This window comes from Serpentinicella sp. ANB-PHB4 (assembly GCF_031432315.1).
Taxonomy (GTDB): Bacteria; Bacillota; Clostridia; order Peptostreptococcales; family Natronincolaceae; genus Serpentinicella.
This window is the reverse complement of sequence record NZ_JAVKGO010000013.1, coordinates 1-22,843: the sequence shown is the minus strand read 5'-3', so window position 1 is coordinate 22,843 and position 22,843 is coordinate 1. Positions and strand designations below refer to the sequence as shown.

The 22,843-nt window shown below is 33.1% G+C and carries 21 protein-coding genes and 1 riboswitch; all 21 genes read right to left on the bottom strand.

Features of this window, described 5'->3' with window-relative positions; translation table 11 throughout:
* Positions 1 to 17: 17 nt before the first annotated feature.
* Positions 18 to 1,052, bottom strand: coding sequence for a pseudaminic acid synthase (gene pseI, locus RH915_RS09770; protein WP_310479714.1), 1,035 nt, complete (start codon positions 1,050 to 1,052; stop codon positions 18 to 20).
* A 124-nt stretch (positions 1,053 to 1,176) separates the two neighbouring features.
* Entirely contained in the window at positions 1,177 to 2,172 is a 996-nt protein-coding gene (locus tag RH915_RS09765) for a hypothetical protein (protein WP_310479712.1), read from the bottom strand.
* A 44-nt stretch (positions 2,173 to 2,216) separates the two neighbouring features.
* On the bottom strand, positions 2,217 to 2,762 hold the full coding sequence (gene pseH, locus RH915_RS09760; protein WP_310479710.1) for a UDP-4-amino-4,6-dideoxy-N-acetyl-beta-L-altrosamine N-acetyltransferase: 546 nt from the start codon (positions 2,760 to 2,762) through the stop codon (positions 2,217 to 2,219).
* 52 nt (positions 2,763 to 2,814) lie between these two features.
* Positions 2,815 to 3,549, bottom strand: coding sequence for a glycosyltransferase family protein (locus RH915_RS09755; RefSeq protein ID WP_310479708.1), 735 nt, complete (start codon positions 3,547 to 3,549; stop codon positions 2,815 to 2,817).
* A 1-nt stretch (position 3,550) separates the two neighbouring features.
* A complete protein-coding gene (gene pseC / locus RH915_RS09750) occupies positions 3,551 to 4,750 on the bottom strand; it encodes a UDP-4-amino-4,6-dideoxy-N-acetyl-beta-L-altrosamine transaminase (protein WP_310479706.1) in 1,200 nt (399 codons plus the stop codon).
* A gap of 22 nt (positions 4,751 to 4,772) precedes the next feature.
* On the bottom strand, positions 4,773 to 5,777 hold the full coding sequence (gene pseB / locus RH915_RS09745) for a UDP-N-acetylglucosamine 4,6-dehydratase (inverting) (RefSeq protein WP_310479704.1): 1,005 nt from the start codon (positions 5,775 to 5,777) through the stop codon (positions 4,773 to 4,775).
* A 62-nt stretch (positions 5,778 to 5,839) separates the two neighbouring features.
* On the bottom strand, positions 5,840 to 7,726 hold the full coding sequence (locus tag RH915_RS09740) for a motility associated factor glycosyltransferase family protein (RefSeq protein ID WP_310479703.1): 1,887 nt from the start codon (positions 7,724 to 7,726) through the stop codon (positions 5,840 to 5,842).
* Position 7,727: 1 nt separating this feature from the next.
* Positions 7,728 to 8,339 (bottom strand): hypothetical protein, encoded by a 612-nt coding sequence (locus tag RH915_RS09735; protein WP_310479702.1) that lies wholly within the window; start codon positions 8,337 to 8,339, stop codon positions 7,728 to 7,730.
* Positions 8,340 to 8,433: 94 nt separating this feature from the next.
* Positions 8,434 to 9,789 carry a motility associated factor glycosyltransferase family protein gene (locus RH915_RS09730; protein WP_310479701.1) on the bottom strand — a complete coding sequence of 452 codons (1,356 nt, stop codon included), beginning with the start codon at positions 9,787 to 9,789 and terminating at the stop codon, positions 8,434 to 8,436.
* A 67-nt stretch (positions 9,790 to 9,856) separates the two neighbouring features.
* A complete protein-coding gene (locus RH915_RS09725) occupies positions 9,857 to 10,675 on the bottom strand; it encodes a flagellin N-terminal helical domain-containing protein (RefSeq protein ID WP_310479700.1) in 819 nt (272 codons plus the stop codon).
* Between the two features lie 440 nt (positions 10,676 to 11,115).
* A complete protein-coding gene (gene csrA / locus RH915_RS09720) occupies positions 11,116 to 11,343 on the bottom strand; it encodes a carbon storage regulator CsrA (protein ID WP_310479698.1) in 228 nt (75 codons plus the stop codon).
* Positions 11,344 to 11,820, bottom strand: a complete 477-nt coding sequence (fliW, locus tag RH915_RS09715) for a flagellar assembly protein FliW (protein ID WP_310479697.1) — start codon at positions 11,818 to 11,820, stop codon at positions 11,344 to 11,346. It abuts the gene before it with no gap.
* A gap of 59 nt (positions 11,821 to 11,879) precedes the next feature.
* Positions 11,880 to 13,433, bottom strand: coding sequence for a flagellar hook-associated protein FlgL (flgL, locus tag RH915_RS09710; RefSeq protein ID WP_310479695.1), 1,554 nt, complete (start codon positions 13,431 to 13,433; stop codon positions 11,880 to 11,882).
* Positions 13,434 to 13,443: 10 nt separating this feature from the next.
* On the bottom strand, positions 13,444 to 14,961 hold the full coding sequence (flgK, locus tag RH915_RS09705; protein ID WP_310479694.1) for a flagellar hook-associated protein FlgK: 1,518 nt from the start codon (positions 14,959 to 14,961) through the stop codon (positions 13,444 to 13,446).
* A 227-nt stretch (positions 14,962 to 15,188) separates the two neighbouring features.
* Positions 15,189 to 15,698, bottom strand: a complete 510-nt coding sequence (locus tag RH915_RS09700) for a flagellar protein FlgN (protein ID WP_310479691.1) — start codon at positions 15,696 to 15,698, stop codon at positions 15,189 to 15,191.
* A 34-nt stretch (positions 15,699 to 15,732) separates the two neighbouring features.
* On the bottom strand, positions 15,733 to 16,026 hold the full coding sequence (gene flgM, locus RH915_RS09695; RefSeq protein WP_310479689.1) for a flagellar biosynthesis anti-sigma factor FlgM: 294 nt from the start codon (positions 16,024 to 16,026) through the stop codon (positions 15,733 to 15,735).
* 75 nt (positions 16,027 to 16,101) lie between these two features.
* Positions 16,102 to 16,515: a TIGR03826 family flagellar region protein gene (locus tag RH915_RS09690; RefSeq protein ID WP_310479687.1), complete on the bottom strand. Its 414-nt coding sequence runs from the start codon at positions 16,513 to 16,515 to the stop codon at positions 16,102 to 16,104.
* A gap of 75 nt (positions 16,516 to 16,590) precedes the next feature.
* Entirely contained in the window at positions 16,591 to 17,295 is a 705-nt protein-coding gene (locus RH915_RS09685; RefSeq protein ID WP_310479684.1) for a ComF family protein, read from the bottom strand.
* Positions 17,296 to 17,555: 260 nt separating this feature from the next.
* A complete protein-coding gene (gene recD2 / locus RH915_RS09680; protein ID WP_310479683.1) occupies positions 17,556 to 19,787 on the bottom strand; it encodes an SF1B family DNA helicase RecD2 in 2,232 nt (743 codons plus the stop codon).
* Positions 19,788 to 20,007: 220 nt separating this feature from the next.
* The gene (gene metK / locus RH915_RS09675) at positions 20,008 to 21,195 is read right to left on the bottom strand and encodes a methionine adenosyltransferase (RefSeq protein ID WP_310479682.1); all 1,188 of its coding nucleotides are present in this window, start codon (positions 21,193 to 21,195) and stop codon (positions 20,008 to 20,010) included.
* Positions 21,196 to 21,329: 134 nt separating this feature from the next.
* Positions 21,330 to 21,435: riboswitch (SAM riboswitch) on the bottom strand.
* A 97-nt stretch (positions 21,436 to 21,532) separates the two neighbouring features.
* Positions 21,533 to 22,000: a COG2426 family protein gene (locus RH915_RS09670; RefSeq protein ID WP_310479680.1), complete on the bottom strand. Its 468-nt coding sequence runs from the start codon at positions 21,998 to 22,000 to the stop codon at positions 21,533 to 21,535.
* Between the last annotated feature and the right edge of the window lie 843 nt (positions 22,001 to 22,843).

The following is a 22,843-nucleotide window of genomic DNA, read 5'->3' as shown; positions in this document are numbered from 1 at the left end:
TAAGAATTTTAACTATTTTATACCAAATAATTCCATGCCATGGGTGTGCCCTTCTTTATATCACACTTAGCCTTTTCACCTAAAATATTGTCAATATACTTTGTCTCTAACCCGAAGCCAGGCCTAATACTTTTTATGTTTTCTTCGGTAAATTTTTCTCCTTTTTTTATATCATTTACTACAAACAAAGATCTCGAATGCTCTCTACTGTTTTTTTGATTTTCAGTCAGTTCATAAGTTATTGTTCCTAGAGCTTTTTCTAAATCCCTAATATTTTTTACCATTTCTTTAAATTCACTAGGTTCCATTGAAAATTTAGCATCCGGTCCACCATCATTGCGATTTAGTATAAAATGTTTTTCTATCACCTTAGCACCTAATGCTACAGCACCTAATGCTACAGTATGGCCAAGTGTATGATCTGATAACCCGGTTAATTTATTAAAAGTTTCTCTCATATTAGGAATAACATTTAAATTTATATCTTCCATTGGTGATGGGTATGCCGAAGTGCATTTTAGCAAAATAACATCATCATTTCCCATTCTTTTACACGCCATTAAAGCATCTTCTATATCTCTTAATGTAGCAATACCGGTGGACATAATAATTGGTTTTTTCTTTTGAGCAATATATTCTATTAGTGGAATATCTGTAATTTCAAAAGAAGCTATTTTGTATGCCGGAACGTCTAATTCTTCTAAAAAATCTACAGCTGTTTTATCAAATGGTGTCGAAAAAGAAATCAAACCTTGTTCTTTAGCAAAATCCATTAATTCCTTTTGCCATTCCCAAGGCATATATGCTTCCCTATATAAATTATATAAAGTTCTACCGTCCCAAATTGTACCTCCACTCACTCTAAAGTAGTCATTATTACAATCGATTGTTATTGTATCAGGTGTATATGTCTGTATCTTAATGGCGTCTGCACCTGACTCTTTCGCTGCTTTTATTGTTTTTTTAGCAGTATCTATATTGTGACCATGATTTGCAGAAAGCTCAGCAATTACAAAAACTTTTGTCCCTATTCTAAAATCTTGTATATTCATCGTACTCTCCTTTTTAAATTAAAATATACTAGCTTTTTTAAAAGCAGTACATTATTTTTTTCTTCGTTACTTCACTACTTGTATGATCAAAATTTAAAATTCACTTTATATTATAAATCGTAATCTAATCACATCCACGTATACACTCCTGTATTGCTTCTATTACTTGTTTTACTCCATCACTCTTAAAATAGTTGTATATTTTATTCCAATGTAAATCCTCATTATCATTAATTATTTTTTTAATTTTGTTTTGTATAATATCGTAATTTATATTTGGATATTTTCCAAGCACAGGAATTTTGTGTGCTTCAAAGTAGTAGTAAGCAATCTCTTGATTTTTAGCCATTGAAAATATCAAAGGCATTGTTTTTTGAGTCAAAACTTCATAGACTGTACTACCAGAGGCAGTTATTACTAATTTTGAGGTTCGAATGTAATCCTTTAGGCTTTTTGGCTTATATATTAGTTCTAAGTATGTATCATTTAATTCTTCTATTTTTTTTATAAGACTGGAAGAATAACTTGGGCCAATAATTACTCTTTTTTTAATCGGTAGTTCATTAATATTTTTTAGAATTATATAAGAAATCTCATGTAGGTCCGTTCCTCCAGTTGTTATCAATAAGCCATCTTTATATACTTCTATTTCTTTGTTAGTTTCCCAATACTCTTCTTTTAGGACAAGATATTTTGGGCCTAAAAGATATAGACTATTTTTATTCAATTTATAATTCAAATGATTAGCGTAAATATTCCCATTTAAAAGAATATCTGGAATAGTAGAGTCATAAATATCATTGTTATCATCAAAAATCATTAGCTTTGTTAAATCCTTTACCTTTCTTAAATAGTGATCATTTCCTAGGTAAGAATCAAAAACAAACAAATCAGGACCTTTTTTTTGTATCACTTCTATATCTTCATCCAATATGTCCTTTATAAAGTATTTAAAATGAGTTTCTTTTATTAATTCTTCAAGTTCTTTATTAACAATAAACGTTATCTCTATCCTTTTAAATGATTTATAACATGCACTAGCAAGTGATATACACCTATAATAGTGTCCATACCCTATTCTCATTCCTCCCAAAGTCCTAAATATAATTTTTTGCGTCATATCCATTCCTCTTTAATATCAAATAATTTTAAATTTATATTTTGCTATTCTATTAATATTTTTTCATAGTTATAGGTGTTTTTTATTTTATACCATCTATCTTTTGTAATACCCATACAAACTATATCAAAATAATTGCCATCTTTATAAATATGTTGCTTTAAAGTCCCTTCTATAACTGATCCAAATCTCTGATGGATTGAAATAACCTTATCGTTAAAGGAAAATACTTCACAACATAGCTTATTTAATTTTAGTACATCAAAAACGTAGTCATAAATATTACACTCTAATATTCCCGCTAATCCTTTGCCTCTAAATGAAGTATCTCCTATATAGTACGCCCAAGTACATCTCTTATTTATCAAGTCAATATCCGAGACATTAACTAAGCCTATTCTAACTCCGTCCATTCTTATTACCCAGTATTTAATATAACAACTTTCTTTTATATTCTCTAACCAGTTTTTTTGACCTTCTATTGTTAGTCTAGGATCGGTATACATGTATTTCGTAACACTAGGTTTCATCCTCCAATTCATAATTAATTCAAGGTCATCTTCAGTGACTTTTGTTAATTTTAAAGCCATTTACATCACCCTTCTTCGTCTGTAATATCGATATTTTTACAGTTAATTAATTTTATTTTAACTTTTTCTGTTTAATTTGTGAATTAATGTAGTAAAGTGCTGGTTCCTGGATGATTAGTTCTATAAGCTCATTCAAGTAAAAATCATGTTTGCCTTTATATAGTCTATTATAAATTTGTGTTATTAATTCAAAATCTTCTTCCGTATCTAATGTTAAACGATAGTTTGAGTAATTAATATCATTTTTATGATAGAATATTTTCTCACTATGTTCATAGATATAGGGTGTTACATGTTCTCGTTGATAAGTTTGTTTAGCATTATTAAAAGCCTTTTTTAGAATATCATCAGAAAAAATTTCTATATCCAGACCTCTAGGAAATGTTCTTTGTGAAAGGTCAGATCCTGCATTCGTAACAATATCATAATCACCTTTTAAATAGTTCGTTATTACACTATCCATTATAAATGGGTCTATCAAAGGACAATCCGACGTAATTCTGAGTATAATATCTATTTCATTTTCCTTTGCTGCATAATAATACCGACTAAGTACATCTTCCTCATTACCTTTGTATACTTTAACACCACAGTTCAATGCTTCATTTTCTATAGCATCATCTCTTTCATGTACCGTTGTCGCAATAACTATCTCATCAATCATTTTTGATTGTTTTACTCTATCTATCACATGCTGTAAAACCGTTTTTCCTTTTAGCTTTTTCATTACTTTCCCAGGTAGACGACTTGATCCCATTCTAGCTTGTATAATAGCACCTATTTTCATATTAACACCTAACTTTCGAATAGTAATCTATTACCTTTTTCACAGCATTAATTACATCTACTATGTCTTGGTCAGTCATTTTAGGGAAAAGTGGTAATGTAATTATTTCATCATATAATCTTTCTGCATTAGGACACAAGCCTACTGAATATCCTAACTCTCTATAGTATGGATGTAGATATACAGGGATATAATGTACATTAACTCCAACATTCTCTGCTTTCAATGCCCGAAAAATATCTTCTCTTGTTGCATTTAATAATTTCGGTTTTATTCTTATAACATATATATGACAACCTGAATTTGAATAAGCCGCTTCAAATGGCGTTGTGATTTCTTTTAAGTTCTGAAATGCTTGATTATATCTCGATACTATTTGACGCCTTCTTCTTATAAAATCATCTATTTTCTCTATTTGACTTGAACCAAGGGCACACTGAACATCAGTAATCCTATAATTATATCCCAGTTCCAGTTGTTCATAGTACCAAGGGCCATCACTTTGTTTTAATAAACTAGAATCTCTAGTAACCCCATGTGATCTGAAAATCATCATTTTTTCGTATAGTTCTTTATTATTTGTTGTAATCATACCACCTTCTGCAGTGGTAATTGGTTTAACTGGGTGAAAACTAAAGGCTGTCATATCTGCTAAACAACCTACTTTTTTACCTTTATATTCACTCCCTAGTGCATGAGCAGCATCCTCTATTACAAATAATTTATGTTTATTTGCAATTTTTCTAATCTCATCCAGATCTACAGCTTGCCCAGTGAAATCTACTGCAATAATTGCTTTTGTTTTTTCTGTAATTTTTTTTTCTATCTCTTTAGGATCAATATTGTATGTAACTGGATCAATATCTGCAAATACAGGAGTCCCTCCACAATACAGAACACAATTGGCTGATGCTACAAAAGTAATTGGGCTTACGATGACCTCGTCTCCTTTGCTTATCCCAGCTGCAAAGCATGCCATGTGCAATGCAGCTGTCCCATTTGCAACAGCAACAGCATACTTCGCACCTACATATTTAGCTACTTTTTCCTCAAATTCTTTGACATAAGGTCCTGTAGTTAAATAATCGCCTTTTAGAACTCTAACAACTCTTTCAATGTCCTCTTCATCAATTGACTGTTTGCCGTAGGCTAGATTCTGGTTCCTCACGGGCGTGCCGCCTAAAATTGCTAACTTATCCACTCTAGGCACCTCCTTAAATGTTTTAGATATCTAATTTTCTTATTTTCTTTTGTAAACTTTCTATATCTAACCATTCATCATTTGTGCCTGAGTTGTACTCCCAATTTTCTTCTATTAAATTGCCACCTTCTTTAAAATAATTCTCTTTATTCCACCAAATAAAATCAGGGTATATAATATAATGATCATCATACTCATATGTTCTTCGAGAATCCTCGCTTGTTATCATACATTCATGTAACTTTTCACCTTCTCTAATCCCGATAATCTTTATTTTTGCTCCAGGATTCATTGCTTCAGCAATGTCTGTTACTTTGTATGATGGATTTTTAAATACATAGGTTTCCCCACCTTTTGACTCGTTCAATGCTCTAATTACTAAGTTTACTGCATCATCTAAAGTCATCCAAAAACGTGTCATTCTCTCATCTGTAATAGGTAATTCTAAATTGCCTTTCTCTATAAGTTCTTTAAATAGAGGAATAACTGAACCTCGGCTTCCTGAAACATTGCCATACCGTACCACCGAGAAAACTGCTCCTTCTTCTCCTGAATATGCGTTGGCTGAGACAAATAACTTATCCGATACAAGTTTGGTCCCACCATAAAGATTGATTGGATTTACGGCCTTATCCGTTGATAAAGCAACAACTTTTTTCACATCTTTATCGAGGGCAGCATCTATAATATTTTGTGCGCCATGTATATTTGTCTTTATTGCCTCAAATGGGTTATACTCGCATGCTGGTACTTGTTTCATGGCTGCTGCATGAATGACATAATCCACATCCTTAAATGCTCGATATAGTCTATCCTTATCTCTAACATCTCCAATAAAAAACCTAAGCTTAGATATTTTATCTGGTATCTTTTGCGTCAGTTCTTTTTTCATTACATCTTGTTTAAACTCATCCCTAGAATATATAATTATTTTTTTTGGATCGTATTTTTGCAAAATCATTTCTGTGAACTTTTTTCCAAAAGAACCCGTTCCACCTGTAATTAATATTGATTTATTATTTAACATGTCTTTAACCTCGTCTTTCTTGACCATAGATTCTCTACATGGCTATATACTATAATTTTTTTTTATACTTCTTCTGCCAGACTCAGCAGATTTAAGATGTCATTGTTCATTTTATTAAAAGGACTTTCTAAATTTTTTAATTCTCGTTTAATAATACCTAATAACATGCTCATTGTTTTTACAAACTTGTCTGCTTTTTTAACTGGATTTGACTGTATTTTTATGTTTTTAATTTCTTTAATTATGATTTCATATTCAACTCTACTCATAGGTATAATATATGTCTTCATAAATGTGTTCTCTTTAAGTTTAGAATAAAGCATGTCAAACTTACCGTATTCCTTTTCTAACTGTTTAATATTACGGTTGTTTTTTAATTTCATAACATTTTCAACTATATTTTCAAACTTTACTATTTCATTTTTAAGTCCGCTCAAGCTATCTTGCATCTCTTTTTGTTTATGGGACAGAAATTCTTTATCGTAAAAATTTCTTGGTTGAACGGATAGCCAATTTGGATCAAATATAGTCTCTTTAAAGTCTCTTTCAATTATTTCTTCTAAGGGAATAAATTCTGTACCCTGAATGTGTGCCCCACCCTGGGTCGTGTTTATAAAATCAACTTTCCTATTAAGTTGCATATAATAAGAAATGTACTTTTCAAGCTGAAGCCTCATACGATTAAATCCATCAGTCGTTTTAATATTCTTTCCTTGAACATCTTTTACAACAATATGCTTGCTGGTATTTTTAGCTTGTTTGCTTTGATTATTTTCTTTAATGCCCTCTGCATAATCAATTTCACCTAATAAACCTAAATTTTGTCCAACAAAAACAATTTTGCTAAAACCTAACTCATAGATTAATTGTAATGTTATTACTGCAATTGTTGGTGCATCCACTACACCTTTTAAATTTTGATTTAACTTTGGTTTTAAGTAAAACTGTGTTGTTGAATCTTGATTCGTTAACATGTGATATTTAGGCCCAGGGAATTTTTCTACAGTCTCATATCCGACACTACTTCCAAAAATTAGAGGGATATCAGTAATATTCTTTTCTACTAATTCATTGAATACTTTATAATTTGTACCTTGGGGGTCATAAGAGGTTACAGCATGGGGGTATATATTATGCTTAAGCAATGTTTTGTTTGAAGATCCAACAGCAAAAATATAAGCTAACCCATTTTCTTTAATATATTTTAAATTCTCTATTTCTTCATTTAAAGATGGACCTGCTGAAACTATAATTGCAGGTTTCTCTTTAAAAACACCATTCTTCTGCATAAGAACATTGGGAGTTGTCAACACATCTTTCAAGTTCATCATACCGTTAATAATCCATCTTTTTTGAAAGGCATAATTAGTATGAAGCATACTTCTTTTATCTTTTATGCCTTCCCTAAAAGACCTCAAGAAACAATTGTACTTTTCTCCAAAAATCCTTTCATAGCTCGGCAAAGGAATAAATGCTACTGCCTCGTTTTTTATTTCTATTTGCTGATAAATAAAATTTTCAACATTGCTCTCCTCTTGTTCAACTTCAATATGTCTCAGTCTCCCCACCCTTAACTTAGTTAGGTTTACTTGAGATAAAAAGAAATTCATGACTTCTGGAACAGGTTCATAAATTGAATAGGTTGCATTTGGATATGCTTCAAGAATTTTTTTTATATGATGTCCAAGGCCAATTCCATAAAAAACGAAATGGGTCTCTTCATCTAAATTTTGATAGTTTTGAAATAATGCTTCTGCTTCTCTTTGAGGATTGTATTTGCTATGAATAAATGTTTTTTTATCATTTTTTTGAATATATAGTGTTTTGTCCCCCGACCTGACTTCATGCATATGTACTTGCATATCTAGATTATTTTCTAATGATTTTAACTTATGCCAAAAACTTGGAAATCTTTTCTTTAAAAACGTAATGTTATCCGCTAAAATCATGTTAATTCTTCCCTTGTGATACAAGCGTTTCTAGTTTGTCTTTCATACTATTAAATAAGGGCACAATCTCATAAGAAAGTATATCGGCTAGGGAGACTAAATCACCATTTTCCATTATTTCTTCAAATTCTACTATCAGTTCTTTTAGGGAATATATATCTTTTGCGTAAAGGTTCCAATTTTCATAGCTAATAACAATATTTTTAAGATTCGGATTAGAATCTATATACGTAAAGGTACTCATTATCCAATTAATACCTTCAATCAACTCGGTTAATTTTTTCCATGTATTTATTTCCGGGGTTTTGTAGAATTCATTAGATAAAGCCTCTATTTCCGGGTTAGCCCTTTCAATATAATCTAAAGTCGATAACAGCGTTTCTTGGGCTACTTCTTTTAAAGTTTTAGTCACTACTTTAATTTCTTTTATCTGATTAATATTTTCTAAGATATAGTTATCAAACTCACCATATACTTCTGATCCGTCAATAATTAAATGACTAAACAGTACATTATTGTTTGAAATTTTCTCGTTAATTTCTTTAAAAATTTCCTCAATTTGATTTTTACTATTCTCACATTCTAAAGTTTGATCTAATATATATACTTTCATTTAAGTAACCTCCAAAAGATATTTTATATATATATATATCGACATAAGTCATAAATTTTTTTACTTTTTTTGTACAAAACATAGCTTAAATTAATTACAAATTTTTACCAAAGCTCTTTCTGGAATATTTTTCTATTGTATTCCTAAGTGTTAGTATTTTTGTTCCTTTAATTTTCGCGCCACCTTCTGTAGCATCTATAAATAATATGTCGTTTTCTTGATTGATTCTATTTTGTATCCATCTTAGATATATAAAAAGGTTTTTAGAGGTATATATCCTATTACCGTTTACATCTTCTACTTCTCTTAAGTTCTTCGATTGTATTACATCTCTTGAATTAGTGTTGACTGAGTGGGTTTTACTATCAGTAAAGGCTAGATCTTGACCAACAAAAGTGATGGGGTTACATCTCATTCTAATACCAACATCTAAAGCTGTCGTAGCAACAGACCCACCCGTTTTAACTAATATGTTGTTATTAGTTTTGGCATATTCTTCTGCTGGTAAGTAACCCTTCTGTAAAGCGATTAATTTATCTCCTTTATAATTTAACATCACGTTTTTATCACAAGTAGATAGAACAATTATTGGTACATTTATATCTATGTCTTTCAGCTGATTATTATAAAGATGGGGCGACGGGTCTGTTATTATGATAATATCCGGCGTTATTCCTTCCTTTATTAAGGATTTAACAGCTCTACCAACTACCATAATTATTCCTTTATCTTTAATCTTAGAGAGTTCTTTTATATTTTTATCTAAAGACGGCCCAGCAGATATAATATATAATGGCTTGTCTTTAAATTTGTTAAATAAAACATCTACGTTTTTACTGCGTTGGTTTATATTTGAGTCGAAATTTTCTTGCATAATTAAAGAATGACTTTCTACAGAACTAGACAACATTTTAAACTCCTCTAGTAAGTATTTTATATCTCTTAATTCCTCTGACATGATATTAATTGAAGGGTTATGAATAATTAATTTCGACTTTGGAGTAAACAATAAATCTCTCAATATATCACTAATCTCTAAAGCGCTATCAGATAAGTGGACTTTTACCCTGTTATTATTTAAGATATTATTTAGATCTATATAGTCTAAAGCTAATCTAAATATGTTTTTATTTGTTTCTAGTATATAAAAATTAGCATTAGGTGCTTTCTCTATTAAATTCTCAATATGGTAGGCAAACCCCATTCCAATTACAATGTAGTTTTCTACCGATGAATCTAGATTTTCCTCAGCAAATTTTTCAGCTTCTCTATATGGATCGTATTTACTATGTAAGTAGATACGCTTATTTTCTAAATTTATTTTTACTGTAGGTACTCCTACTTTTGTATCTACAACTTCATATATGCTATTTAGCGGTTTTGTTTGAATAACCTCTCTAAAAATATTTGGTGATTTCTTTAAAAGCTTTATATTTTCTTCGTATCTCATATTTAAAACCTCCAATACAATAAAAAAGGTTGGGAATCCCAACCTTTTTTATATTGAACTAATTTAATTAACCTAATAATTGAAGTACTGATTGTGGTGCTTGGTTTGCTTGTGCTAACATTGCTGTAGATGCTTGTTGAAGAATGTTTTGTTTTGTCATCTCCATCATCTCTGCAGCCATATCAACGTCTCTGATTCTAGACTCAGCAGCTTGTAAATTCTCAGATGCATTATCTAAGTTTCTGATTGTATGCTCTAATCTGTTTTGAACCGCTCCTAAATTAGATCTTTGTGTTGATACAGTTTCAATAGCAGTATTAACCGTTTCAATTGTATCGTTTGCATCTGTTTGTCCACTAATTGATAACCCACTTACACTTAACCCATTAGCAGACATATCATCAATTTTAAGTTCAATATCTTGGCCTTTATTTGCTCCAATATGGAACTTCAGTCCATTATCTTCTAGTGCGCCACTCATTAATGTTTGTGTGTTAAACTCTGTTTGTTCTGCAATACGGTCTATTTCATTTACTAATTCATCGAACTCTGCTTGTAGCGCTTGTCTATCAACAGTTACGTTTGTATCATTCGCTGACTGAACAGCAAGCTCTCTCATTCTTTGAAGAATTGAGTGTGTTTCATCCAATGCACCTTCTGCTGTTTGTATTAAAGAGATTCCATCTTGAGCATTTCTTGATGCTTGATTAAGTCCTCTTACTTGCGCTCTCATTTTCTCAGAAATAGAAAGTCCCGCAGCGTCATCTCCTGCTCTGTTGATTCTAAATCCTGAAGATAATTTCTCCATTGATCTAGCGCCACCAGCGTTAGCCATTCCTAACTGTCTGTGTGTGTTCATTGCCATTAAGTTGTTATTAATTCTCATTGTAAATTCCTCCTTGAATTTTATTTTCCTTTGGCATCCTTGCCTAGGATATTTTAGAAAACTTTTCTTTCTTGCCGGCTAAGAAAGAAGTAAGTTTTTCTTCTCATAATATATATCGGTTTGGATTTGATGTTACTTTAGTTTTTTTATACCTTTTTTTTATAAATTGAAACATTTTTTACATTAATTTTTAATGTGAAATCTTGGAATGAATTCGAAGCTACGTTTAAAATCAGATCCGGGATTCTTTGTTTTGCTCATAAGCAGATGACCGAAGAGTAGTTTCGTGTCAGTCGCTTACGCAGAGTGGAATGACAATCGTAGTTGTGACCTTCGAATGAATTCGAAGCTACGTGTTTGTTTTAGAAACGGGATCCTTCACTTTATTCAGGATGACAACTCAAATAAATCTTTTCTTTGCTTAAATAAAAAGTAGATGATTATTTTTTAATTAATATATTCTTCAGCGCTGTTAGGTCAACTTGTTGACTGCTAGCTGATTTATTTTCTTCTTCAATTTCTAAGTAGATTTCTTTTCTAAAAATTTCTACTTCTTTTGGGGCGGATATACCTAATTTCACTTTGCCTTCTTCAATGGCTAAAATTTTAAGCTCTATATCTTTTCCAATTATAATACCTTCATCGGCTTTTCTTGTGAGGACTAGCATTTATAACGCCTCCTCTTCTTTTTTTGTTACTTCTTCTGAAACAATATTTAGTTCCTCCATAATGTAATGTCGTTTGCTATATTTGTCTGAGTCTAGGAGTACTTGTTTTCCTTTTTTGTTTTTTGTATTAATTACTATTGGTGCTGCTAGATTAGCGGTCATTTTTGTAAGGTCTTCTGGTACTACTACAATACTGTATATGGCTACATCTTTAGGATCTTCAAGTTGAAGTTTGATAATGGTATTTTCGCTAATTTCAAAGTCGTAATCTGGTTTAAATAAAAATGGGTTGATTACTACAAAGGCAACATCTCCATCGTCTACGGATTGTAGCCAATGAAATTGCATATCTTCTTCTGGATTTTCTATTAATACAAATTTCTTTAAGTGGTCGAATCCGGGTATGCCGTCTATAAAATCAATAACGCTTTTTTCATTTATTTCTATTTCACCAAAGTTTTTTGTTGTAATTTTCATGTGTTTTTCTCCTCCTTTTGTAAAAAACCACGAGGACTTGCCTTGTGGTTTTTGGTATACTATCTTAAAAAGTCTAGGATGGTTGGTTGTATAATTCTCGCACCTACATTTAGTGCTGCTCTGTATACATTTTCTTCGTTCATAAGTTCCATGATGACTTCACCCATGTCCGCATCTTCTAGGTTGGATTGTAGGGTTCTAAAGTTAACAATATCATCGGAGATTCTGTTGTTTGCTAACTCCATTCGATTGACTTTTGCTCCAACTTCTGAGCGCATGGTTAACAATTGATTTTTATAGGTATCTAATTCTTTAAGCTGATCACTTAGTTCTTCATTTTTCCCGTTAATCATATTATCTTCTATTCTGTCTAGTAGGGCTATTAGTCCTGCTTTTTCTGGTTGTGCGACTAATAAGCCGTCTTGTTTTGTGGCTACTAAATTGCCTTCATTAATATCGAATGTATAGTTCTTTAATGGATGATTTGGATTTTTAATTCCTGAATTATCTTCAGTTTCATCGCCGTATACATATTCATTAAAAATTTCTGCAATATTACCTCCAGATCCTATTAGTTTGTCTGTGTCATTTCCATTATCATCAACCGTTTTTTTAGAAACGGTGTAGTTATTACCATCATATTCAATCTTAAATTCTTCTCCACCAAATCGCCAAATTTTTTCCTCGTCAGCACCAGGTAAATCTAATTGCGTTTCCTTAAAATCTACTCCACTAAAATTATAATTTTTTAATGGGTTAGTTGATCTTAACGGAGTTTGTTCTTCATCTTTCCATTCTCCGTCATTTTTAATTAATTCATTTAACGTATCTGCTATCTCTTTTGATAGATCTGATTTAATCCGTGGATCACCATCTTCAGGAATTGCTTTAACTATTTCTTTCCCTTCTTCGTTCACCACTGTTACTGTTGCACTATATGTGTCTGGATTTTCCTCTTCCATTGTGATATTTACTTTTGCATCATGAAGGGTCCACTCTGTTTCTTCCCCTTCTTGTCTTGGAAAATTTAGGGTTAGTGAGTTGGTTTCAAGAAAATCTGTTCCAAGAACATTAACATCAATCTTTTCTGCAATACCCACCTCGTAGATCATTTTGTGATCGATGGCATTCGGATTATTGGCATTGTATAAATCAACATTATAATTTCCTTCTTGATCTAACAGGGGTTGATTTGTATTTTTACCAGAAAATACATAACGGCCAGCATAGGTTGTATTGGATAGTCCAATAATTTGATCTTTCAGCTCTTTTATCTCTGCACTAATTTTTAGGGTTTCTTCTTGGGTTAAAACTCCGTTAGCTGCTTGTACGGTTAAGTCCCTAACTCTGTGCATGGCTTCCCCTTTATTCTGTAGCGCTAATTCTGTTGTTTCAAGCCAAGATGCAGCATCGTCAATGTTTTTTCTATGCTGATGTAATTGATTAATATCTGTTCTGATCTTTAAGCTTCTAGCGATGGCTACGGGATCATCAGAAGGTTTATGTATCCGTTTACCTGTAGACATTTGCATTTGTCTTTTATCTAGTCTTGTCATATTTCTATTTAAATTTCGCATCATGTTTGTGATAACCATATTATTGGTGGTTCGCATATGTTAATCCCTACCTTCCTACTTGACCTAAACGGTTAATAATAACATCTAACATTTCATCCATGGTATTCACCATTCTAGCTGAAGCGTTATATGCGTGTTGAAACATCACCATTTTTGACAATTCCTCATCCATAGAAACGCCAGACACAGCCTGTCGTTGATTATCTAGTTGTTCTGTTAAGAACTCTTGGTTTTGCGTATTTCTTATAGCCTCTTGGGTGTCAACCCCTAGGGCTGCTACTAAGGATTTAATATAATCCTCTGGTGCGCCTTCTTTAAACATACCTGTATCCTGTCTTAAATCAATTAACTTTAATATGTTTGATCCATCCCCGGGTAAAAGTTCCTTATTTGTAGCTGCAGCAAATTTATTCAAATCTTGTAGATCTAATGAAACTGCAATGTTTTTAGCAGTGATTTTATCATGTTCTATATTGCCATTCCCGTCAATCATAGCCGAAGAAGCCGTTCCATTGGCTGTGAAAAATAGAGTGTCTGTACCTCCATTTATGTCATATCCACTGGCATGAATTTCATTGAATTTTTTTGCAAAGGTTTGAGCGAACCTATCTAGTTCTTCCATGTAGTAGGGTAGTCCGCCATACTGTCCTTCCTTACCATTGCCATCTCTTAGATCAAGCAGTCCTCTCAAATTTCCGTTTATACTATTTGAATCAAATCCTGATCCATTCTCCCATTTTACTTTGTTTATGTATAAGTCTTCAATGTGGTCATGTTTCACTTCATCTTCAGTACTTAATCTATTCACTTTGTCATGGGACACTAAAGGTTGTCCATTGATTTGGATGGCCATTTTTGTTGCTTTGTTTTCTCCCTTTGAATTAGGGTCAACAACGTCAATCACTTCTACATCTACAAGCTCGGAAAGTTCGTCAATTAGCAGGTTCCTTTGGTCTCTAAGGTCATTGGCATTAGAACCTCCGACTTCTGAGCTAAATATTTTCTCATTTAATCGTGCAATCTGATTAGCATAGCTGTTAATAGCTCTGACTGTAGTAATTACATCTTCATTTGTATCCTTTATCATTCTTTCCATCTGTCCATGCATATGATTTAGCGAGTTTGATAGTGCCACCCCTCGCTGCCTTACTAAAGAACGATTGGTTAGCTCTTGGGGATTTTTATTTAATTCTTGTAATGATTGAAAGAATTCATCGATCACTGTATTGATCCCTGTATCAGAAGGCTCATTCATAATTGCTTCAATATGCATTAATCCATCTCGTCTTGCTTCCCATTCTGAAGATGCATTGACTTCTTTTCTATATTTAAAATCAAGAAATTCATTTCTAACCTGTTCGATTGTAACCGTAGTAACTCCAGTTCCTAGCATTCCTTCTCTTCCAGGAAGTGCTAAAGGAGTCGAAGATTTCTGTTCAAGGCGTTGTCTTGTATATCCCGGGGTGTTAACATTTGCAATGTTATGTCCAGTAGTATCTAAGGACCTTTGGGCCGCAAACAATCCCGATCGTGCTGTATTAAATCCTAAAAAGGTTGATCTCATTTATATACACTCCTATTACTTATTTGAGGAAATTGCATAATTACATTATTCAAGGTTTCCATAGAATAAGTAGAAAAAATGTTACCTGAGGTCGCGGCTCATTTGCTGACTTGTATCATTGAATTTATAATCAAAAGACAAGTCAACGAATTCGAAGCAGGGAAGGTATATTTTTTATATTTATTCGACTAAATTTAATTATGCAATTTCCTCAGTTTCTAAACCCTCTAAACCCGTACGTCTAAGAAGCTTGTATTTGTTTTTTTCTCATTTTCTTCTGCTTTTTTCCCATACTGATTCCCTGGATTTTCTGCGCTTAACAATAGTTCTTTATTTACTGAAATATAGTTTAAGCTTTGCTTAATTAACTTTTCATTTAACTCATTGGCTGCTTTTATTTTATCAATCACACTCATCAATTTATTTCTAAGATCATCTAATGTTTTCAGTTCATGATCATCATAATTTCTTTCTTCCAGTATCAATATTAGCTGAGATAAGCTTTCAATTTCTCGACACTGTAATTCGGAAGCAATGTTTACAAAAATAGAACGTCTTACCTTTTCAAAAGTACCCATATTTACGACGTACTGCTCTTCTTTTTTTGTAATATCTTCTAGCTCTTTTACTTTCCCTTTAACAACAATATTCACTTTGCTTTCCCCTAGTTCAAGTACTTTTTCATACAATTCAAGTTCTTTTTCTAAGGCTTCTTTTAATTGTTCGATGGATCTCATATTTTCACCTCAAATATAAGTGTGCTTTGACAAACTATATTTTTTTATCTATTTGTACACTTTGAACCATTTTTTCTGCAATCTCTTGACCAGATACGTTGTAACTTCCTGTTTCAATTCTTTGCTTGATTTCATTCACTTTGTTTTCACGAATATCCGGTAATGCTTTAAATGCTTTCATAGCAATTTGAAATTCTTTTGCCTTGTCAGATATTTCCACCTGATCTTTTTTAGATTTAACACCTTCGGCTTTATCTACAGCAGCACTTTTATTTTTATTGTATAAGTTCATTACCTTCGATAATTGGGGATTATTAAAAATCTTCATAAAAAACACCTCAACTTTCCAATTTAGTCTTATACTAATACTATCGGAACAATTGAGGTGTTTCTTTATATTTATTTATCTTTTTTTTCTCATATCTGCAACGTGCATTTTTGTATTTGTTTTTTTTGATTCCTCTTTCTTCGATTCGGTTTTTGGTTTAATAGCAGCCCCAAACTCTCTTCTCATTTCTCCTGCGCATTTATCACAGTATCTGCCGGACTTAATGCCAGTGCCACAACGTTCACAATCAAGTAAATAATTGCTGTCTTCTCTAATTTCAATTCGGGCTTCTCTTAAATATTTTAATATTTGCTTTTCCGGAACTTCTGTCTCTTCAGAAACTTCTGATATCGATGCTCCAGGATTATCGTATAAATAATCCTTTACTTTTTTATAATCATCTTCGTAGGTGCTAGCACATCTGGAACAGACTGTAGAACCCTTATAGGAAAATACTCTACCACATTTAGAACAATTTCTTAAATCCATAATCGATCCCTCCTATTTATTTTAAATATATCTGATCTTCAGATTAGTAACTCATTTTATATGTTCTTTAATAGTTTATGATGTCCCCTTCATTCTTGCCTTTGCAAAAGTGCCAACGGTTATACGTCTTGCACCACCATTATATAGTGTTTGACTACAGGCGTCCGCCGTTGCACCTGTGGTGTAAACATCATCTACTAATAATATATGTTTATTTTTCAATGCTATCTTATTATTTGCTTCAAAAACATCCCGGACATTTTCTATCCGTTTTGTTTTTGTAAGTTTGTTCATATCTTCTGTGTTTTTTGATCTAATTAATGCATTTTTAATATATTCTTTATCTAATAATCTACTTAAATGTTTTGCAAGTATATGTGCTTGATTATATCCTCTATATTTTTCCTTGCTCCCATGTAATGGAACGGCTACGACGCTATCAAAGTCTATTTCCTCTTGGCTAATTCGATCTGCCATAAGATTTGCCATCAGTTTACCTAAATAAACTTTATCGTAATATTTAAAATCCTTTACAGCTTTTTTAATCGGTCCTTTGTATTCTGCTACAGAGATAATACGATCATAGTAAGTCATGCCATAAGGGTATTGAACCCCCTGAACAAATTTAATTTTTTCATAACAAAAGGTACAAATATTATTTTTTGAATCTTTGGTTATATCCTCACCGCATGTCATGCAGTGTATATTAGGATAGATAAAATCGAGAAAGGCTTCTCCATAGGCTTTTAGTTCTTTTATCCACGCTTTTTTTGTATCCATATTTAAATATTCTACAATTTTCGGGATTTTCCTTCTTTATTGTAAATAATTCATTGGTGTAGTATTGCGGCGAATGAATTCGCCTCTACAAATTGCTATTATACATGCCAAATAGTAAACCTTCGAATGAATTCGAAGCTACGAGATTATAACAAACCCAAGATTCTTCACTTCGTTCAGAATGACAAACTTTTTTAGTTTTAGTTTTATTTTTATTATATAGATATCCACTTATGTTGCATTTTACGCTTTTAATTTCCTTAGGGATTTTCTGTATGAAACTCATAGAATTTTTTAAGTCTTGTTCCTAATCCAGAATAACGCTCTGTAATTTTATTATTATCAATCATTGTTTTTAAATATTTTTCGTTTCCTACCAATACTACTAAGGATTTTGCCCGGGTAATTGCTGTGTATAGTAAGTTTCTAGTAAGTAGCATGGGAGGTCCCCAAGTAACTGGCATCACCACAACTGGAAATTCTGACCCCTGACTTTTATGAATTGTAACACAATAGGCTAATTCTAACTCGTCTAGTCTGACAAAATCGTACTCCACTAACCGACCATCTTCGAATAGTACACTGAGTATCTGTTCCTGGCTATCAATTTCATGCACATAACCTATATCTCCGTTAAATACACCTTCTCCTTTTTCTTCCTCTACATCCTCGTCAATATTTCGCCATTTCAAAGTATAATTGTTTTTAATCTGCATGACCTTATCCCCAACCCTAAAGGTTTTCTCTTTTAAAACCCTTTCTTCTTTATAATGGGCTGGCGTATTAATATGTTGTTGCAGCTGCTTGTTTAAATTAATGGTTCCAAGCTCCCCTTTCTTCATAGGGGAAAGAACTTGGATATCCTTCATCGTATCAAACCCATAGTGCTTTGGAAGTCTCTTAATGACTAGTTCTATAATTGTACCTAAAATATCCCTTGGGTTTCCCTTTGACATAAAGTAAAAATCTTTGTCTTTTTTATTTAAAACAGGCCGTTCCCCTTTATTAATCCTATGGGCATTCACAATGATCATACTTTCTTGGGCCTGTCTAAAAATCTCATTTAGTTTTACAACTTTTATAATATTACTGCTAATAATGTCTTTCAGCACATTCCCTGCTCCTACTGAAGGAAGTTGATCTACGTCCCCTACAAGAATAAGTCTCGTTCCTAACCCGACTGCTTTTATTAAACTGTTCATTAGAATAATATCTACCATGGATACTTCATCAATGATAACAACATCTGCTTCTAAAGGTTGTTCTTCATTTCTTAAAAATCCAAATTCCTGATCCTCATCTGAAAATCCTAACTCCAAAAGTCGATGAATGGTCTTTGATTCTTTTCCTGTGGCCTCTGTCATTCTTTTTGCTGCTCTTCCTGTGGGCGCACCAAGTATAACCTTTTTGTCGAGTGCTTCAAAAACCTTGATTAAAGTATTTACAGTTGTGGTCTTCCCAGTTCCCGGTCCTCCTGTAATAACAAGTAGTCCTTTGTCCATGGCCTGTTTAATTGCTTCTTTTTGATTTTCAGCTAAATGAATTTCTTCTTTTTCTTCAATGCTTAAGAGTGTTGCCTCTACGTCAATATCCACTTTTTCAAATTGTACTTGAGAAAGTTCTATCACTTTTTTACACACATTTGTTTCAGCATAATAATAAGGCATACTATAAATGTTAATATCATCGGCCATGCGCTCTAATTGTATTTTTTGATCTAGGGCTAAGTGCTGTATACCTTCACTGATCCCTTCTTCATCTATATTTAATAGTTTTGCTGTTTTTTCTATTAACATTTCCCCTGGAATATAGGTGTGTCCTTCTAAGTGAAAGCTGTTAATTGTATATTGGACCCCTGCGGAAACTCGATATTTTGAATTAAAAGGGATCCCTAGGGTTCTAGCAATCTGATCTGATGTGTGAAACCCAATTCCGTGTATATCCTCTGCTAATCGATAGGGATTTTCTTGAATGACATCAATCGTTTGACTTCCATACTTTTTATACACTTTTACACCAAAGCTAGTTGGTATATTGTATTTATTTAAAAATAATATAATTTCCCGAAGCTCATGCTGTTCTTGAAAAGCAACTTTAATACTCTCTGCCTTGGACTGTCCTATTCCTGATACTTCTCGAAGTCTATCTGGATTTTTTTCCATTATTTCTAATGTTTTTGTACCAAAGTAGTCAATAATTCTTTCCGCCATTTTTTCACCGATTCCAGGGATCACCCCAGAGGATAAATAATTTAAGATTTCTTTTTCCGTTGAGGGCATGATGGTTCTAAACTGAGTTATCTCCAGTTGTTGTCCGTATACAGGGTGTATTTTCCAGTTTCCTTGCACTTGTATTTTATCCCCAGCCTTTAGGGTTGGTAAATATCCGACAACGGTTACTTCTTCCTCTTCGGATAAAAGTATTGCCACGGTATATCCATTGGCCTCGTTTGAGAATATAATTTCTACTAATTGCCCCTGTAATTCAACCACGTTATTGCCTCCTAAAGCTTATGTTGTTTTTATTATAACATAAAGGCGGTGGGGTACGATAAGAGTAGTTGGAAAGTTGGAAAGTGGAAAGGGGAAAGGGAAGTGAATGACAGATCATTGTGGTTACCTTCGAATGAATTCGAAGGTACAAGTCAAATTAAAATAATAAACAAAAAACAAAAAAGAAAATCATCCTGTTGAATGATTTTCTTTTTTTTGTTTATTGAAAAGCTTCTTGTTTTAATATTTCAGCTTTGTCTGTTTGCTCCCATGGAAGTGATATATCTGTTCTTCCAAAGTGTCCGTAGGCAGCTGTTTGTCTGTATATTGGTCTTCTTAAATCTAGGTTTTTAATAATGGCTGCTGGTCTTAAATCGAAATGTTTTTGAACTAATTCAGCAATTTTATCATCACTTACTTTTCCTGTTCCAAAAGTTTCAACTAGTACAGAAACTGGTCTGGCAACGCCAATGGCATATGCTAATCCAATTTCACATTTCTCTGCAAGTCCTGCTGCTACAATGTTTTTCGCTACATATCTAGCTGCATAAGCTGCTGATCTGTCTACTTTTGTTGGATCTTTTCCAGAAAAAGCACCGCCACCATGTCTTGCGTAGCCACCGTAGGTATCAACAATAATTTTTCTTCCAGTTAAACCTGCATCTCCTTGTGGCCCACCGATTACAAATCGACCTGTTGGATTTATGTAGTATTTCGTCTCATCATCAAGTAATTCTACAGGTACTACTTCGTTTACTACATGCTGTATCATATCTTGTTCAATGGTTTTTTGCTCTATTTCAGGGCTATGTTGGGTAGATATAACAATGGTATCTACTCTTTTAGGTTTGTTATCTTCGTACTCAACGGTTACTTGGGTTTTTCCATCAGGACGTAAGTAAGGTAATGTGCCATTTTTTCTAACATCTGCTAAACGTTTAGATAGTTTATGAGATAAAGAAATTGGTAATGGCATTAACTCTGGTGTTTCATTACATGCAAATCCAAACATTAACCCTTGATCTCCCGCTCCAGTAGCTTCTAGATCTGCATCTTTTTCTCCTTCACGACTTTCCAAAGCCTCATCAACGCCCATTGCAATGTCTGGGGATTGCTCATCAATCGAAGTTAAAACTGCGCATGTATTTGCATCAAAGCCATACTTGGCTCTTGTATAGCCTATTTCTTCTATTGTTTTTCTAACAACTTTCGGTATATCTACATAACAGTTTGTTGTTATTTCTCCTGAAAGTAGTACTAAGCCTGTTGTTACTGTTGTTTCACAAGCTACCCTTGCCTTAGGGTCTTGCTCAAAAATGGCATCTAATACCGCGTCTGATATTTGATCACAAATTTTATCTGGATGTCCTTCCGTAACCGACTCAGATGTAAATAGTCTTTTTATCATTCGTGTCCCTCCTATATTTTTCTTATTTTATTACTATACCCTTTAAAATACCTTGTATTCCAAATCTTTTGGGAGCTTTTTAACAAAACAAAAAACCTCTCCTTGAAGAAGAGGTTCCTATTATCGATTACCTCTCCTCATCTTCCAGAATTTTAATTCTGGGGGAATTGGCACCATACTTAAAAGCATTATGGTTGCCGGGTTTCATCGGGCCCATCCCTCCACCTCTCTTGATAAGGAATCAAGATCTCTATTCAATTGCGTATTAATACTATCACTTCCATTGTTTTATTGTCAAGTAAAAAATATTATTAATTAGCATACCTTTTTAAGCGCTCTACAAATGCACAGCAACATAGCTCAGTATAAACATAATGGTCCCAGCTATAGAAGTTCCTAATGCAATAGAGGGTAGTGCATGCTTAAATGGAATATTAAATAAAACTGCGGCTAGACATCCACTCCACACCCCAGTACTTGGCAAGGGGACAGCAACAAATAAAACTAGGCCTATCACGCTATATTTCCTTATTTTATCTCCTTTCCTCCTAGTTCTTTGGATCATTCGATTTACTAATTTATTAATCCATGGTAAATTTTTTATACGGATAACAATAGGTTTTATAAATATTAGTAAAAAAGGCACTGGTGCCAAACTCCCTAATATGCCAAGTACAGTAGCATGCAAGGGATGTAACCCCAATGAAACGCCTATAGGTATGGCTCCTCTCAATTCCATTAAGGGCATTGCTGCAATTAAAAGTACCATTACCTCTCGGGTTATATAATCAAAAAGTCTATCCATGTGCTCCCCTCCTAATCTATCTATATTAAGGGGAGGAGCAAAAAATAATTAGAATGGGTTGGAAAGTTGGTTAGTTGGTTAGTAGAAAGTTGGTAAGTCGGAAAGGGGAAAGTTGGAAAGGAAAGGCATAACTTTCAGTTGGTCAGTTGGTTAGTAGTTAGTTGGTTAGGAAGAGCGAAAGGCAAAGGCAAATTTCTTAAACCCGAGATCCTTCGCTTTGCTCAGGATGACAGCGTTGCAGTTGGTCAGTAGATAGTTGGTCAAGAAAATCAAAAGCTAAATGATTATGCTCATCTTCGAATAAATTCGGAGCTACTGTATCTTAACAAAATGATCTACGGGAAACCTTCGAATGAATTCGAAGCTACCTTTAATCTAGATCCTTCGTTACATTAATCAGGATGACTATGAAGTTGGTAAGTTGGTTAGTAGAAAGTTGGTTAGTTGGTTAGGGGAAAGTCAAAAACCTGATACTTCACTGCGTTCAGTATGACGGTGGATAGTTGCCCTGGTTTAAACAATAGTTGAGCAATTGTTAAACCATAGTTGAACCATTGTTAGACTATTGTAGTTAGTTGGTTAGTAGTTAGTTGGTTAGGAAAGGCAAAACTTTCAGTTGGTCAGTGGAAAGTTGGAAAGGAAAGGCAAAAGCTAAATGATTATACGGGGAACCTTCGAATGAATTCGAAGCTACTTTATTCCAGATTCTTTGTTACACTCAGGATGACAGTGCTGCAGTTGGTTAGGACGAATGAATTCTAAGGTGGGTAGTGTAAAGTAATCTGTGCTTTAGTGAAAAAATATACTCTTTTCTGGCAAGAATTAGAAATAATAAAAAGCCAG

Coding starts and splice junctions, on each gene's coding strand:
- flgM (WP_310479689.1), bottom strand. CDS start 16,026: ATGAAGATTTTTAATAATCCCCAATTATCGAAGGTAATGAACTTATAC.
- RH915_RS09690 (WP_310479687.1), bottom strand. CDS start 16,515: ATGGATTTAAGAAATTGTTCTAAATGTGGTAGAGTATTTTCCTATAAG.
- RH915_RS09730 (WP_310479701.1), bottom strand. CDS start 9,789: ATGAGATACGAAGAAAATATAAAGCTTTTAAAGAAATCACCAAATATT.
- pseB (WP_310479704.1), bottom strand. CDS start 5,777: ATGTTAAATAATAAATCAATATTAATTACAGGTGGAACGGGTTCTTTT.
- RH915_RS09725 (WP_310479700.1), bottom strand. CDS start 10,675: ATGAGAATTAATAACAACTTAATGGCAATGAACACACACAGACAGTTA.
- RH915_RS09740 (WP_310479703.1), bottom strand. CDS start 7,726: ATGATTTTAGCGGATAACATTACGTTTTTAAAGAAAAGATTTCCAAGT.
- RH915_RS09700 (WP_310479691.1), bottom strand. CDS start 15,698: ATGAGATCCATCGAACAATTAAAAGAAGCCTTAGAAAAAGAACTTGAA.
- fliW (WP_310479697.1), bottom strand. CDS start 11,820: ATGAAAATTACAACAAAAAACTTTGGTGAAATAGAAATAAATGAAAAA.
- pseH (WP_310479710.1), bottom strand. CDS start 2,762: ATGGCTTTAAAATTAACAAAAGTCACTGAAGATGACCTTGAATTAATT.
- metK (WP_310479682.1), bottom strand. CDS start 21,195: ATGATAAAAAGACTATTTACATCTGAGTCGGTTACGGAAGGACATCCA.
- flgK (WP_310479694.1), bottom strand. CDS start 14,961: ATGAGATCAACCTTTTTAGGATTTAATACAGCACGATCGGGATTGTTT.
- RH915_RS09765 (WP_310479712.1), bottom strand. CDS start 2,172: ATGACGCAAAAAATTATATTTAGGACTTTGGGAGGAATGAGAATAGGG.
- RH915_RS09735 (WP_310479702.1), bottom strand. CDS start 8,339: ATGAAAGTATATATATTAGATCAAACTTTAGAATGTGAGAATAGTAAA.
- pseI (WP_310479714.1), bottom strand. CDS start 1,052: ATGAATATACAAGATTTTAGAATAGGGACAAAAGTTTTTGTAATTGCT.
- RH915_RS09755 (WP_310479708.1), bottom strand. CDS start 3,549: ATGAAAATAGGTGCTATTATACAAGCTAGAATGGGATCAAGTCGTCTA.
- RH915_RS09670 (WP_310479680.1), bottom strand. CDS start 22,000: ATGGATAGACTTTTTGATTATATAACCCGAGAGGTAATGGTACTTTTA.
- flgL (WP_310479695.1), bottom strand. CDS start 13,433: ATGCGAACCACCAATAATATGGTTATCACAAACATGATGCGAAATTTA.
- RH915_RS09685 (WP_310479684.1), bottom strand. CDS start 17,295: ATGGATACAAAAAAAGCGTGGATAAAAGAACTAAAAGCCTATGGAGAA.
- csrA (WP_310479698.1), bottom strand. CDS start 11,343: ATGCTAGTCCTCACAAGAAAAGCCGATGAAGGTATTATAATTGGAAAA.